Below are 13,277 nucleotides of genomic sequence, written 5' to 3'. Positions count from 1 at the left end.
GAAATTCACGCGCCACGCCGGGAGGGCGTCACCCGGACGGCGGAAGGTCAGCCCGCCGACGCGAGGTGCCGCCGCAGCCCGCGCTCCCCGGAGCGCATCATCAGGGCGTGGTTGGCCCGCAGCGCGGGCCGGGCGAAGGAGAGCGCGCGCAGCAGCGCGCGGCGCACCTCGACCTCCTCGCCGAACTCCAGGACGGTCCCGCCGTTGGGCGCCGGCGTCAGGCGCCAGCGGCTGTGGCCGACCAGGTCGCCGGTCAGGCGCGCCTCCAGGACACCGGCGTCCGGGTCCTTCTGCGAGTGGTGCGCGGTCATGCGCAGCGAGTACGGAAGTGTCGACCGAACCTCAACTTCACAGGTCTGTTCGTCGATAGGACGGGTACTGCGGACCTGCGGCCACCATTGGGGGTATTCGTCCAGCTTTGCGAGGGTCTCGAACACTCGCGGTGCGGGCGCGTCCACCAGCCAGTGACTGCGGAACACGTAGAAGTGTCGGCTCACCCGATCAAGTGTGGCGACGCCAGTGAAATTGGACGGAACCGGACCGGATCAGTGCACGTCTCACCTTTGCTGCGAGTCGGGGGACGGCACGCGGCGGGCCCCGCACAGGCCCACGGTCCGCAGTGTCGATGGAGGTTCGAATGCGCCGGTGGCTCTCCCGGATGCGTCCTTCGCACCACGTGTCGGAGCCGGTGCCCGTGGTCGCGTCGCAGGCCCGGATCCCCGCCCCCACGGTCGGTGACCGCCTGGCGTTCATCCCGGCCCAGCGCGACCGCCGCGCGCACCTCGGCTCCTGAGGCCGTCTCCGCACTTCTTACGATGGGCCGGTGCGAGCCGGCCGTCTTCTCGCCGCTGCGGCGGCGACCCTCGTCGCGCTGACCGCGTGCAGCGCCGAGGACGGCCCGGCGACGCCGGGCGGTGACCGCGGGTTCGTCTCCGGAACCGGCGCCGTCACGATCATCGCCCCGCAGGACCGGGGCGAACCCGTCACGCTGGCCGGCGAGAAGGTCGGCGGCGGGACGCTGGACCTGGCCTCGCTGCGCGGGAAGATCGTCCTGCTCAACGTCTGGGGCTCCTGGTGCGCGCCGTGCCGCAAGGAGGCTCCTTATCTGCAGGCCGCGTGGGACCAGACCCGCACGCTCGGGGACGTCCAGTTCGTCGGGCTGAACACCCGCGACGACGCGGCCGGCGCCGCGGAGGCCTTCGAGCGCCGCTTCGGCATCACCTATCCGAGCCTGCGCGACAACGACGGCAGCCTGCAGCTCGTGTTCAGAGCGACGCTGCCGCCCCGCGCGATCCCGTCGACGATCGTCCTCGACCGGCAGGGCCGGGTCGCCGCGCGCATCATCGGCGAGGGATCTCGCGCAACTTTTGTGGGCCTGGTTGACCAGATCCGGTCCGAGGCGTGACGCGCCGCTGATCCCGCGGCGGCCGTCCGCCCGATTTGCCCGTCGGCAATAACGGACAAAGGCCGGCAACCCTCGCTCGGAGGGTGAGGATCCGGTGACGGAAAGTAGTTGCCGGCGTCCCTAAAGTTATGGGGAAGTCGCGGAACCGCAGGTCAGCGGCCTGCGTCTCACCGCGGACAAGAGCAGAAGCACCGCAGGGGTCACGGACTGATGCGGCTGGGGGGTTGCCCAGACCATGACCGGTGCTTCGCACACTTCACACCAGGGGGATCCACCAATGTCCGGTCTTTCCATGCGTACCCGCGTTCTCACCGTCGCCGTCTCCGGCGCGATCGTCGCTCCGTTCGCCCTCATGGGCGGCTCCGCCCAGGCCGTCGAGGCCCCGATCGTCGGCGACGTCGCCGCGGTCGACAGCCTCCTCGGTGGCACCGGTGGCCTGCTCGGCGGCGACCTGGTCGGCGGCGTGCTCGGCACGGCCACCGGCACCGTCGGCGGCGTTCTCGGCGGCACCGGCCTCGACCCGGTCAGCACGGTCACCGGCGTTGCCGCCGACCCGCTGTCGATCGTCCAGACCCTGCCGCTCGGCGACGTCCTCGGCGCCGACGTCCTCTCCACCGTCACCAACCTGGTCGACCTGGAGAACGTCCTCGAGACCGTCACGAACCTCGTCGACCTCGACGGCATCATCAAGACCGTCACCGACCTGGTCGGCTCGGTCACGGACGCGCTGAACCTGGACCAGCTGCTCGGCGTCCCGGTCAAGGTCACCAAGCCCGCCGCCGAGGTCAAGGGCGCGAGCAAGACCACCAAGACCACGAAGACGACGAAGGCCGCCAAGCCCGCCACCGTCGAGGCCGGCGCGCTGCCCCAGACCGGTGGCAACGCCGACCTGACCGCGCTGCTCCTCTGCGCGGGTCTGGCTGTCGCCGGCACCGGTGTCACCCTGGTGACCCGCCGCCGCGGCAGCATCCTCGGCGCCGCCTGAATCCGGGGCCCGAGATCGGGGCGCTGACCCCGAGAGCGATCGACGCGAACGCCCGTCACCGCACTGCGGTGGCGGGCGTTTCGTGTGTCCCGCGGGGCGTGTGCGATGCTGGCCGGACTTACCGGCGGTAGCGCCCACGTAGGGAATGACAGCAATGTCATTCAGCCGTAGACTGGCGATGCCGCCGGAATGCAGGCGGTCGGAAGAGCCAGTCGGACGCTTCGGAGGTCTACTCGATGGAAGCCGCAGCAGCCGCGTCGGAGCGCAGCGCCCAGGTCGCCGCCGAGCTGGAGCTCGCGGAACCGGGTTCGGTGACGTTCGACGGTCCGGCCGGCGCGCTTCCCGAGCGGGACCGCGAGATCCTCGCCTTCGAGCGCCAGTGGTGGCGCTACGCGGGGGCCAAGGAGCAGGCCATCCGTGAGCTGTTCGGGATGTCCGCGAACCGGTACTACCAGATCCTCAACGCCCTGATCGACCACCCGGACGCGATGGCCTACGACCCGATGCTGGTCAAGCGTCTGCGCCGGCTGCGTTCGGCCCGGCAGCGCGCGCGGTCCGCGCGTCGTCTCGGCCTCGACGCCTGAGGTCCCGGCCGTCTGAGGTCTCGGCCTTCTGACATGGCCCCCGGCGAGCCGCGGCGCGGCGCCTCGCTGCTGAGCATCCTTGCCTCGTCGGCCCTGGCCGCCCTGGCGGTGATCGTGCTGGTCGGGGTGCTGATCCTGGCGTTCGGCACCGACGACGACCCCGCCGCCGAGCAGGCCGGCCCGGCCGCGACCGCCTCGCCCGCGCCCGGGCAGCCGGCGGCGCCGACCCCGACGCCGGAGCCGGCCGCCCCGACCCCGAGCCCGACCCCGCGGCCCGCGGCCAAGGTGCCGGTCGTCGTGTTCAACCAGACGACGGTGCGCGGGCTCGCGCAGACCTTCGCCGACGAGCTGACCGCGGGGGGCTGGACCGTGGCCGGCGTCGACGACTGGCGGGGGAACGTCCCCGCGACGACGGTGTACTTCCCGCCGGGCCTGCGGCCCGCGGCGAAGGCCCTGATGGCGCAATTCCCCCAGATCGGGAGGATTCGCCCGGCATTCGCCGGCATCTCGACCACCCAACTGACCGTCATCCTGAGTAAGGACTTCCCCACGTCTGGATGAGATGTCGGCGGGCTTGGGGAGCGCGTGACCGGACCGTTTCGCACCCTGCGGTAGAACTCGTCAGGTGCCCGGCGTCCCCCACACCTGCCCTCTGTGCGAGGCCAGCTGTGGATTGCTGGTCAGCGTGGACGAGGACGGGTCGGTCCTGGAGATTCGCGGCGACCCGGACGACGTCCTCTCCCAGGGTTTCCTCTGTCCCAAGGGCGTCGCGGTCAAGAGCCTGCACACCGACCCCGACCGCCTCCGCACGCCGATGGTCCGGTGGGGCGGGATGCTCCGCGAGGCGACCTGGACCGAGGCCTTCGACGAGATCGCGCACCGCCTGCCCGCGCTGCAGGAGCGCCACGGCCGGGACTGCATCGCCGTCTTCTCCGGCGTCTCCGCCGACCACGCGCTCGGGCCGCTGCTCTACACCGAGTCGCTGATCAACGCCCTGGGCACACGCAACGTCTTCTCGGCGGCGTCGCTGAACTCGCGGCCGCGCCACGTGGTGTCCGGGATGCTCTACGGCAACCCGTTCACGACGCCGGTGCCCGACATCGAGCGCAGCGACTTCGTGATCATGATCGGCGCGAACCCGGTCGTCTCGAACGGCAGCATGCTGACCGCGCCGGACCTGCGCTCGAAGCTGCGCGCACTGCGGCGCCGCGGTGGGCGCATCGTCGTCGTGGATCCGCGCCGCACGGAGTCCGCCGACGGCGCCGACGAGCACCTGCGCGTCCGCCCCGGGACCGACGGGCTCCTGCTGCTCGCGATGCTCAACGTGCTGCTCACCGAGAACCTGGTGAACCTCGGCGAGCTCGCGGACCTCGTCGACGGGGTCGACGGGATCGCGTCGTTGGCCGTGGGCATCACGCCCGAGCGGGTCGAGCGGCGGACCGAGGTCGACGCGGGCAGCATCCGCCGCGTCGTGCGCGAGTTCGCGCGGGCGGACGCCGGCGTCGTCTACGGGCGGATCGGGGCGTCGACGACGTCTTTCGCGACGGTGACGACCTGGCTGATCGACGTCCTCAACGTCCTGACCGGCAACCTCGATCGCCCCGGCGGCGCGATGTTCCCCCAGCCCGGCCACGGCGGGCTGCCGAACTCGCCGCGGCGGGGCGTCCCGCCGGAGCCGTTCACGCTCGACGGGCCGCGCAGCCGCGTGAGCCGGCGGCCGATCCTGCTCGGCGAGGTCCCGGCGGCGGCGCTCGCCGAGGAGATCGACACGCCGGGCTTCGGTCAGGTCCGCGGCCTGATCACGATCGGCGGCAACCCGGCGCGGTCGGTCCCGAACTCCAAGCGCCTGTACGCGGCGCTGAACTCGCTCGACCTGATGATCAGCGTCGACATGTACCTGAACGAGACCTCCGCGCTCGCGGACGTCGTCCTGCCGGTGCCGTCGATCCTCGAACGGCCCCACTACGACCTGAAGCTCTACAACTACGCGTGCCGCAACGTCGCGAAGTACTCCCCGCCGGTGCTCGACCTGCCGGTCGGCATGTACCCGGAGTGGGAGACGATCGCGCGCCTCGCGCTGATCGCCGCGACCGGCTCGTACAACGGCGTCGAGGAGTTCGACGACCGTCTCGCCGCTGCGGTCGCGATGCGCGAGGGGATCCCGCTCGACCAGGTCGGCGAAGGGCTGCGAGGTCCGGAGCGTCTGCTCGACATCCTGCTGCAGGCGGGGGAGTACGGGCTGACGATGGAGCACCTGCAACTCAGTCCGCACGGGCTCGAACTCGGGGAGCTCGAGCCGCGGTTGCCGGAGGCGCTGCTGACCGAGGACCGCCGCATCCACCTCGCCCCCAAGGAATTTCTGACGGATGCTCAGCGCGTGCGGGCGTTGCTCGACGCCCCCGCCGGCGAGGGGATGCTGCTCGTCGGCCGACGGCACCTGCGGTCGAAGAACTCGTGGCTGCACAACCTCTCGGCGATGGTCACCGGTCCGCGGCGGTGCACGCTCCAGGTCAATGAGGAGGACGCGTACCGGCTCGGTCTGCGTAACGGCGGCCGCGCGCTGGTGACCTCCGCCGCGGGCCGGCTGGTCGCCAGCGTCGAGATCACCGACGAGGTGCTCCCCGGCGTCGTCTCCCTGCCGCACGGCTGGGGTCACGACGAACCTCAGGCCCGCATGACCGTCGCGGCCGAGCGGCCCGGCGTCAACGTCAACATCCTCACCGACGACGCCGACATCGACCCGCTCACCGGCAACGCGGTCTTCAACGGCGTCCGCGTCACGGTCGTCGCCCATGCCGGCGACGCCCCGGACGAGGAACAGCCCATGCCCGACCGGCGCCAGGGCTTCGAGCGCCGCCGCACCCCCCGCGGCCCCGGCGGCATCGGCCCGGAGTCCTTCGGCCCCGCCTGATTCATCTCTGGCTTATATAACGACCAGCGCATATAGTCGGGGCGTGGAGGCGTTCGACGTACTCGGGGACCCGGTGCGGCGACGGATCCTGGAGCTGCTCGCGGGTGGGGAGCGGACGGCCGGGGACGTCGTCGCGGTGATCTCCGCGGAGTTCGGGCTGACGCAGCCGGCGGTGTCCCGGCAGCTGCGGATCCTGCGCGAGAGCGGGTTCGCGGTCGTCCGTCCCGACGGGACGCGGCGGCTGTACGCGCTGCAGGACGCCGGGCTGCGCGACGTCGAGGCCTGGCTCGCGCGGCTGCGGGCCGAGTGGGAGCAGCGCCTGGACGCCCTCGGCACCGAGCTGGCCCGCGGCCGGCGTCAACGTCGCACGACCCTGGAGGAGACATCGTGAAAGACCTGATCGCCGAGCTGACCACCGTCGCGCGCCGTGTCGAACGGGAGGGCGACCACGCCGGTGTCGGACGGGAGGGGGACGTCTACGTCGTCGAGCTCCGGCGCACCTACGACGCCGAACCCGCCGACGTCTGGGACGCGATCACCGACCCCGAGCGCATCGGGCGGTGGTTCGCCAGGGTGAGCGGGGACCTGCGCCTCGGTGGGCGGTACGCGATCGAGGGCAACGCCTCGGGTGCGATCACCGCGTGCGACCCGCCGAAGCGCCTCGCGCTCGACTGGGAGTTCGCCGGTGCGACGAGCTGGGTGAGCGTCGACCTCACGCCGGTCGAGGGGGACCGCTGCGAGCTCGTCCTCCGTCATCGCCAGCCGCGCAGCGAGCACTGGGCGACCTACGGCCCCGGTGCGACCGGCGTCGGCTGGGATCTCTCGCTCCTCGGCCTCGCCTGGCACCTGCAGGGCGTCGAGAACACCGCCGCGGAGTTCGAGGCCCACCCGGGCGGGCGGGACTTCATCCGCGGCGCCGCGACGTCCTGGGGCGAGGCCCACCAGGCCGCCGGCGCCCCCGCCGAGGCCGCCTCCCGCGCCGCCCAGGCCACCGCCGACGCCTTCGCCCCACCGGCCTGACGCATCGAACAAGGGGTGACACCCTTTCTGGCGCCGGAAAGGGTGTCACCCCCAATGAGACGAATGGGGCCAGAGGGGTGAGCCGGGTCAGGCGTCGAGGGCCCAGCGGACGGCTTCGACCCAGCCGAGGCCGTTCTCGCCCTGACAGACCGTCAGGTTGTCGGGGGAGCCGTCCTCGACGACGTGGGCGCCGTTCGCGGTCAGGAAGAACTGCCGGACGAACGGGGCCATCTCCAGGTCGCTGCGGGAGTCGCCGATCGCGATCGCCTGATCCGGCGTCAGACCGCGGCGGGCGAGGTCGGCGGCGATGCCGGTTCCCTTGGTGATGCCGTCGGCCATCAGGTGGTAGACGTGCAGCTGATGGCCGTCGGGGGTCAGGCCGGCGGCGGCCGGGAGGCGGCCGTTGTCGTGGAACCGCAGCCAGGGCAGACCACGGTCGGCGAGCCACTTCTCGACCTCGGCGACGTCGGCGCGGCCGCGGAGCATCACGTCCGCCTCGTGGCCGAGGTGCCAGGGGTCGTAGAGGGCGAGCTGGCCGGGGAAGGCGTCCGCGATCTCCTCGACCAGGCCCATCTCCATGACGACGTCGTAGAGATTGCCGCCGAACTCGGGCGGCATGGCGCCGCGGAGGATCTCGTGCTCGATCCCGTACTTCCAGCCGATCACCGCGCCGAGTTCGCCGACGAAGCCGTCCGCGCCGAAGATGCGCGCGGCCTCGGAGAGCTGCAGGCGCGTCCGTCCCGACACCAGGACGAGGGTGACGTCCGCGGCCAGCAGGTCGTGCAGCGCGGCCGCGGGTTCGAGGGTCGGCGCCAGGTCCGCGCGACGCAGGAAGCACCCCCTGGCCCCGACCATCGTGCCGTCGAGGTCGCTGTAGACGATCTTGATGCTCACGCCGTGCGGGTCCTCGCGTCCAGGACCGCGCGGTGCGCCCGGTACTCCGGCAACGTGATCACCGGGGGCCGTTCGCGGCCGGTCACGTCGTGGGTCGCGACCTCGATCGCGCCGTCGATGCGCGTGAACTGCGTCAGCGTCGCGGGCGGCGCGGGGTGCGCGCGGCCCGGCACGTCCCGCCCGAGCCGGGCGTGGGCCGCCTGCCAGATCTGCGCGGCCATCCGGCCGAGCGCGGCGTCGTCCTGATGCCGGTGGTGGCGGCTGCCGAGGTCGACCTGCGCGATCGCGTCGAGCCCCCGCAGCGCGAGGGTGTCGACGAGCAACGCGATCTCGACGCCGTAGCCGCAGGGGAAGGGCAGCTGCTCGAGCAGCTCGCGCCGGGCGGCGTACTCACCCGCGAGCGGCTGCACGACGCCGGCGAGCTCGGGCCAGTGCAGGTTCAGCAGCGGCCGGGCGACGAGTTCGGTGACCCGTCCTCCACCGGCGGGCAGCACCGAGCCCCCGTTGGTCAGCGGCCGGTCGTAGAGGCCCTTGACGAGCGCGACCTCCGGGTCGGCCAGCAGCGGCCCGATCAGGCCGACGACGATCTCGGGCCGGAAGCGCTCGAGGTCGGCGTCGACGAACACCACGAGATCGCCGGTGCTCACGAGCAGTGACCGCCAGAGCACCTCGCCCTTGCCGGGGACGGCGGGGATCCGGGGCAGGACGTCGTCGCGGGGGACGACGCGCGCGCCGGCGGCGAATGCGCGTTCCGCGGTGCGGTCGGTGCTGCCGGAGTCGATCACCAGCAGCTCGTCGACCAGGGGGGTCCGCTCGACGAGTTCGCGGCGGATTGCGTCGACGATCGCGCCGACCGTCGCCTCCTCGTTGAGAGCGGGGAGAACGACGCTGATCGTGACGTCCGCCGCATTCTTCGCGGCCAGCACCTGCGCCGGCGACCAGTCCGCGAGCCCGCTCGTGCGGCGCTCGAACCACTGTCTGACCTGGGCCTGCACGCCGCTCCTCGCCGTTCGCGCTCCGTCCTGCCGGGCCGTCTACCCGACAGGGCACCCTCCATCTTCGTCTACGATGAACAGCACAACTGAACACGCTCATCCAGAGGGGCTGAGAGATACGGCTCGGTGAAGCCCCGGCAACCACCCGCAAACTCCGCCGCGATCCGTTCGGATCCGGTGTGCGGGAGACGGTGCCAACTCCGTCCCGGTCGGTGATCCGCCGCCGGGGAAGATGAGGAGAGGAACTCCCACGCCATGACGTCTGCACCCCCGGCCCCCCGTCTTCTGGGCAGTGCCACCGGCCTGAGCTGTCGCGAATGCGGCTCCGCCTACGAGATCGGCCCCCTCTACGCCTGCGGTGAGTGCTTCGGCCCGCTCGAGGTCGCCTACGACTTCCCGACGATCACCCGCGCCACCATCGAGGCCGGCCCCACCAACATCTGGCGCTACAAGGACCTGCTCCCGGTCCCGTCCCACGTCGCCGAGACCAAGACCCTCAACCCGGGCTGGACGAAGCTGATCCGCGCCGACAACCTCGCGGCCGAACTCGGCATGAAGCGCCTGTGGGTGAAGGACGACTCCGGCAACCCGACGCACTCGTTCAAGGACCGCGTCGTCGCCGTCGCCCTGGCCGCGGCCCGCGAGCTCGGCTTCACCGTCCTCGCCTGCCCGTCGACCGGCAATCTCGCCAACGCCGTCGCCGCGGCCGCGGCCCGCGCCGGCATCAAGTCGGTCGTGATGATCCCGGCCGACCTCGAGCAGCAGAAGATCCTCACCACCGCGGTCTACGCGGGCACGCTGCTGGCCGTCGAGGGCAACTACGACGACGTCAACCGCCTCGCCTCCGAGCTCGCCGGCGAGGAGGAGGACTGGGCGTTCGTGAACGTCAACGTCCGTCCGTACTACGCCGAGGGTTCGAAGACCCTCGGGTACGAGGTCGCCGAGCAGCTCGGTTGGCGCATCCCGCCGCAGACCGTCATCCCGATCGCGTCCGGCTCGCAGCTGACGAAGGTGGACAAGGCCTACACCGAGTTCGCGAAGCTCGGTCTGGTCGAACAGACGCCGTACAAGATCTTCGGCGCCCAGGCGACCGGGTGCTCCCCGGTCTCGGTGGCGTTCAAGGACGGCCGCGACTTCGTCGCCCCGGTCCGGCCCGACACCATCGCCAAGTCCCTCGCGATCGGCAACCCGGCCGACGGCCCGTACGTGCTCGACGTCTGCCGGCGCACCGGCGGGACCGTCGAGGACGTCTCCGACGACGAGGTCGTCGAGGGCATGAAGCTGCTCGCCCGGACCGAGGGCATCTTCGGTGAGACGGCGGGCGGTGTCACGATCGCGACGCTGCGCAAGCTCCTCGCGACCGGCCAGCTCGACCCCGACGCCGAGACCGTCGTGTTCAACACCGGTGACGGACTCAAGACGCTGGACGCGATCGCGGCGCACGTCGGTCCGACCGCGACCATCAAGCCGACGATGGCGTCGTACCGGTCCGCCGGGATCTGACGAGGGGTCTCGGGCGGCTCGCGGCGTCCGGAACGGGCTCACTCTCGCGCGCGAAACCCCTGGTCCTGGGCTTGTGCCGCCCGCTAATGTCAGCGGCGTCACATCAAGTTCAGCTCGGCACCAGGAGAGACCGATGCCTCAAGGCACCGTCAAATGGTTCAACGCGGAGAAGGGCTACGGCTTCATCGCGGTCGACGGTGGCGCGGACGTGTTCGTGCACTACTCGGCAATTCAGGCTGATGGTTACCGCTCCCTCGACGAGGGCCAGCGGGTCGAGTTCGAGATCGCCCAGGGCGCCAAGGGGCCCCAGGCGGACGCGGTTCGCACCATCGCCTAGAACCAAGCTGTAAGGCCGGGATTCGTCCCGGAGGTCCGCCGGCCGTCTGTACGGTGTCCAGATGTCCACGGACAACTCACGTCTGCCCGGCTCCGACGGTGAGCACGCCGTCCAGGAGCGCTGGGACGCGGTCGATCGGGCCCGCTCGTTCTACGACCGTCAGATGCTCGACCACCTCAACGAGGCCATGCGCGAGTTCATCGCGCGCCAGGAGATGGTCTTCATCGCCACCGCGGACGCCCGCGGTGAGTGCGACTCCTCCTTCCGGGCCGGTGAGGCCGGCTTCGTCGTCGCTCTCGACGAGCGGACGCTGGTCTACCCCGAACTGCGCGGCAACGGCGTCTACGCCAGCCTCGGCAACATCATCGAGAACGCTCACGTCGGGCTGATGTTCGTCGACTTCTTCGACGATCTGATCGGGCTTCACGTCAACGGCGCCGCGACGATCCTCGAGCACGAGGACCTGCTCGCCGACGAGCGTGTGACGGTCCCGCTGCTGGAGATGCTGACCCGCCAGGGCGGTCGCCGGCCCGAGCGCTGGGTCGCGGTGCACGTCCACGAGGCCTACATCCACTGCTCCAAGCACATCCCGCGGCTGGCGAAGCTGGACCGCCAGCTCGACTGGGGCACCGACGACAGCAAGCGCAAGGGCGGCGACTACTTCAAGGTCGGCGAGACCAAGCGCGACGCGACCCCGAGCGTCGAGGCCTGACTCGGGCCGGGTCGAGCGGGATCCGAGCTTGCACTCGCGGGGGTCGAGTGCTAATCATGGGACTAGCACTCGTGGCATGAGAGTGACAGCACTGCAGACCGGCCGGTGAGGCCGGAGGGTCCGGCGCGAAAGGGGTCGCCGGCGCTCCGGTCGTCCGTCGCGGGCACCGCCCGGCTCTGAATCCACCCCATCTGGGAGGACCCAACAGCATGGCCAAGATCATCGCCTTCGACGAGGAGGCGCGGCGCGGTCTCGAGCGCGGCATGAACGCCCTCGCGGACGCCGTCAAGGTGACGCTGGGCCCCAAGGGCCGCAACGTCGTCCTCGAGAAGAAGTGGGGAGCGCCGACGATCACCAACGACGGTGTCTCCATCGCCAAGGAGATCGACCTCGAGGACCCGTGGGAGAAGATCGGCGCCGAGCTCGTCAAGGAGGTCGCGAAGAAGACCGACGACGTTGCTGGTGACGGCACCACCACGGCGACCGTGCTGGCCCAGGCGCTCGTGCGCGAGGGTCTGCGCAACGTCGCCGCCGGCGCGAACCCGATGTCCCTGAAGAAGGGCATCGAGGCCGCTGTCGAGCGCGTCAGCGAAGAGCTCATCAACATCGCCAAGCCGGTGGAGACCAAGGAGCAGATCGCTGCTACCGCCTCCATCTCGGCGGCCGACAACACCATCGGCGAGATGATCGCCGAGGCGATGGACAAGGTCGGCAAGGAAGGCGTCATCACCGTCGAGGAGAGCAACACCTTCGGCCTCGAGCTTGAGCTCACCGAGGGCATGCGCTTCGACAAGGGCTACATCAGCCCGTACTTCTGGACCGACCCGGAGCGCATGGAGGCGGTCCTCGAGGACCCGTACGTCCTCCTCGTCGAGTCCAAGATCAGCTCGGTCAAGGACCTGCTCCCGCTGCTGGAGAAGGTCATGCAGTCCGGCAAGCCGCTGGCGATCATCGCCGAGGACGTCGAGGGTGAGGCCCTCGCGACCCTCGTCGTGAACAAGGTCCGTGGCACGTTCAAGTCCGTCGCCGTCAAGGCTCCGGGCTTCGGCGACCGCCGCAAGGCCATGCTGCAGGACATCGCCACCCTGACGGGTGGTCAGGTCATCAGCGAGACCGTCGGCCTCAAGCTCGAGACCGCCGGCCTGGACCTGCTCGGCCGCGCTCGCAAGGTCGTCGTCACCAAGGACGAGACGACCATCGTCGAGGGTGCCGGCGACGCCGACCAGATCGCGGGTCGCGTCAACCAGATCCGCGCCGAGATCGAGCGCTCGGACAGCGACTACGACCGCGAGAAGCTGCAGGAGCGCCTGGCCAAGCTGGCCGGCGGTGTTGCGGTCATCAAGGCCGGCGCCGCGACCGAGGTCGAGCTCAAGGAGCGCAAGCACCGCATCGAGGACGCCGTTCGCAACGCGAAGGCGGCCGTCGAGGAGGGCATCGTCGCCGGTGGTGGCGTGGCCCTGCTCCAGGCCGGCAAGACCGCGTTCGAGAAGCTCGACCTCGAGGGCGACGAGGCCACTGGCGCCAACATCGTCAAGGTTGCGCTCTCGGCCCCGCTGAAGCAGATCGCCGTGAACGCCGGCCTTGAGGGCGGCGTCGTGGCGGAGAAGGTCAGCAACCTCGAGATCGGCCACGGACTCAACGCCGCGACCGGCGAGTACGTCGACCTGATCGCCGCCGGCATCATCGACCCGGCCAAGGTCACCCGCTCCGCGCTGCAGAACGCGGCGTCGATCGCCGGCCTCTTCCTCACCACCGAGGCCGTCATCGCCGACAAGCCGGAGAAGGAGTCCGCCGCGGCGGCTGCCGCCGGCGGCATGGGTGGCATGGGCGGCATGGACTTCTGAGTCCAGCTCCTCGCACCACCAGCACGACCAGCACGATCTGACACGAAGGCCCCGGCGGGATCTCCCGCCGGGGCCTTCGGCCGTTCG

Annotated in this window: 15 protein-coding genes and 1 riboswitch; of the genes, 12 read left to right on the top strand and 3 right to left on the bottom strand. The window is 71.0% G+C overall.

What is annotated here, in order from left to right:
* Window positions 1-47: 47 nt before the first annotated feature.
* The gene (locus tag ABD401_RS07890; protein WP_344603539.1) at window positions 48-458 is read right to left on the bottom strand and encodes an SRPBCC family protein; all 411 of its coding nucleotides are present in this window, start codon (window positions 456-458) and stop codon (window positions 48-50) included.
* Window positions 459-637: 179 nt separating this feature from the next.
* On the opposite strand from ABD401_RS07890, the gene ABD401_RS07885 reads away from it, so the two are divergent.
* The 8 genes from ABD401_RS07885 to ABD401_RS07850 all read left to right on the top strand — a co-directional run bounded on the left by ABD401_RS07885 (window position 638) and on the right by ABD401_RS07850 (window position 6,905).
* Entirely contained in the window at window positions 638-793 is a 156-nt protein-coding gene (locus ABD401_RS07885; RefSeq protein ID WP_344603349.1) for a hypothetical protein, read from the top strand.
* A gap of 30 nt (window positions 794-823) precedes the next feature.
* Entirely contained in the window at window positions 824-1,405 is a 582-nt protein-coding gene (locus ABD401_RS07880) for a TlpA family protein disulfide reductase (protein ID WP_344603347.1), read from the top strand.
* Between the two features lie 292 nt (window positions 1,406-1,697).
* Complete coding sequence (locus ABD401_RS07875; protein ID WP_344603345.1) at window positions 1,698-2,390, top strand: hypothetical protein; 693 nt, start codon at window positions 1,698-1,700, stop codon at window positions 2,388-2,390.
* Between the two features lie 236 nt (window positions 2,391-2,626).
* Window positions 2,627-2,974, top strand: a complete 348-nt coding sequence (locus ABD401_RS07870; protein WP_028984696.1) for a DUF3263 domain-containing protein — start codon at window positions 2,627-2,629, stop codon at window positions 2,972-2,974.
* 33 nt (window positions 2,975-3,007) lie between these two features.
* Window positions 3,008-3,535: a LytR C-terminal domain-containing protein gene (locus tag ABD401_RS07865; protein WP_344603342.1), complete on the top strand. Its 528-nt coding sequence runs from the start codon at window positions 3,008-3,010 to the stop codon at window positions 3,533-3,535.
* 64 nt (window positions 3,536-3,599) lie between these two features.
* Complete coding sequence (locus ABD401_RS07860; RefSeq protein ID WP_344603340.1) at window positions 3,600-5,885, top strand: molybdopterin-dependent oxidoreductase; 2,286 nt, start codon at window positions 3,600-3,602, stop codon at window positions 5,883-5,885.
* Between the two features lie 43 nt (window positions 5,886-5,928).
* A complete protein-coding gene (locus ABD401_RS07855) occupies window positions 5,929-6,276 on the top strand; it encodes an ArsR/SmtB family transcription factor (RefSeq protein ID WP_344603338.1) in 348 nt (115 codons plus the stop codon).
* Complete coding sequence (locus ABD401_RS07850) at window positions 6,273-6,905, top strand: SRPBCC family protein (protein WP_344603336.1); 633 nt, start codon at window positions 6,273-6,275, stop codon at window positions 6,903-6,905. The genes ABD401_RS07855 and ABD401_RS07850 overlap by 4 nt, the downstream gene beginning before the upstream one ends.
* Window positions 6,906-6,992: 87 nt before the next feature.
* On the opposite strand, the gene ABD401_RS07845 is transcribed toward ABD401_RS07850, so the two are convergent.
* Both ABD401_RS07845 and ABD401_RS07840 read right to left on the bottom strand, forming a co-directional pair.
* Window positions 6,993-7,799, bottom strand: a complete 807-nt coding sequence (locus ABD401_RS07845; protein WP_344603334.1) for an HAD hydrolase family protein — start codon at window positions 7,797-7,799, stop codon at window positions 6,993-6,995.
* Window positions 7,796-8,794: a glucosyl-3-phosphoglycerate synthase gene (locus ABD401_RS07840; RefSeq protein WP_344603332.1), complete on the bottom strand. Its 999-nt coding sequence runs from the start codon at window positions 8,792-8,794 to the stop codon at window positions 7,796-7,798. Before ABD401_RS07840 ends, ABD401_RS07845 begins: the two co-directional genes overlap by 4 nt.
* 93 nt (window positions 8,795-8,887) lie before the next feature.
* Window positions 8,888-9,033, top strand: a riboswitch (SAM riboswitch).
* A gap of 16 nt (window positions 9,034-9,049) precedes the next feature.
* Between ABD401_RS07840 and thrC the strand changes: the two genes are divergently transcribed.
* From thrC to groL, 4 genes are all read left to right on the top strand, one after another.
* Window positions 9,050-10,297 (top strand): threonine synthase, encoded by a 1,248-nt coding sequence (gene thrC / locus ABD401_RS07835; protein WP_344603330.1) that lies wholly within the window; start codon window positions 9,050-9,052, stop codon window positions 10,295-10,297.
* 133 nt (window positions 10,298-10,430) lie between these two features.
* Window positions 10,431-10,634, top strand: a complete 204-nt coding sequence (locus ABD401_RS07830) for a cold-shock protein (protein WP_344603328.1) — start codon at window positions 10,431-10,433, stop codon at window positions 10,632-10,634.
* 61 nt (window positions 10,635-10,695) lie between these two features.
* Window positions 10,696-11,346, top strand: coding sequence for a pyridoxamine 5'-phosphate oxidase family protein (locus tag ABD401_RS07825; RefSeq protein WP_344603326.1), 651 nt, complete (start codon window positions 10,696-10,698; stop codon window positions 11,344-11,346).
* 209 nt (window positions 11,347-11,555) lie between these two features.
* Entirely contained in the window at window positions 11,556-13,190 is a 1,635-nt protein-coding gene (gene groL, locus ABD401_RS07820; RefSeq protein ID WP_344603324.1) for a chaperonin GroEL, read from the top strand.
* Window positions 13,191-13,277: the final 87 nt, after the last annotated feature.

This window comes from Sporichthya brevicatena, assembly GCF_039525035.1.
GTDB classification, from domain to species: Bacteria; Actinomycetota; Actinomycetes; order Sporichthyales; family Sporichthyaceae; genus Sporichthya; species Sporichthya brevicatena.
The sequence above is the reverse complement of the archived record's forward strand: the minus strand, read 5'-3'. Positions and strand labels throughout refer to the sequence as shown.

Excerpts from the sequence above, each read along its gene's own strand:
- ABD401_RS07870 (WP_028984696.1), top strand. The coding sequence starts at position 2,627 with ATGGAAGCCGCAGCAGCCGCGTCGGAGCGCAGCGCCCAGGTCGCCGCC.
- ABD401_RS07825 (WP_344603326.1), top strand. The coding sequence starts at position 10,696 with ATGTCCACGGACAACTCACGTCTGCCCGGCTCCGACGGTGAGCACGCC.
- groL (WP_344603324.1), top strand. The coding sequence starts at position 11,556 with ATGGCCAAGATCATCGCCTTCGACGAGGAGGCGCGGCGCGGTCTCGAG.
- ABD401_RS07875 (WP_344603345.1), top strand. The coding sequence starts at position 1,698 with ATGCGTACCCGCGTTCTCACCGTCGCCGTCTCCGGCGCGATCGTCGCT.
- ABD401_RS07830 (WP_344603328.1), top strand. The coding sequence starts at position 10,431 with ATGCCTCAAGGCACCGTCAAATGGTTCAACGCGGAGAAGGGCTACGGC.
- ABD401_RS07865 (WP_344603342.1), top strand. The coding sequence starts at position 3,008 with ATGGCCCCCGGCGAGCCGCGGCGCGGCGCCTCGCTGCTGAGCATCCTT.
- ABD401_RS07885 (WP_344603349.1), top strand. The coding sequence starts at position 638 with ATGCGCCGGTGGCTCTCCCGGATGCGTCCTTCGCACCACGTGTCGGAG.
- thrC (WP_344603330.1), top strand. The coding sequence starts at position 9,050 with ATGACGTCTGCACCCCCGGCCCCCCGTCTTCTGGGCAGTGCCACCGGC.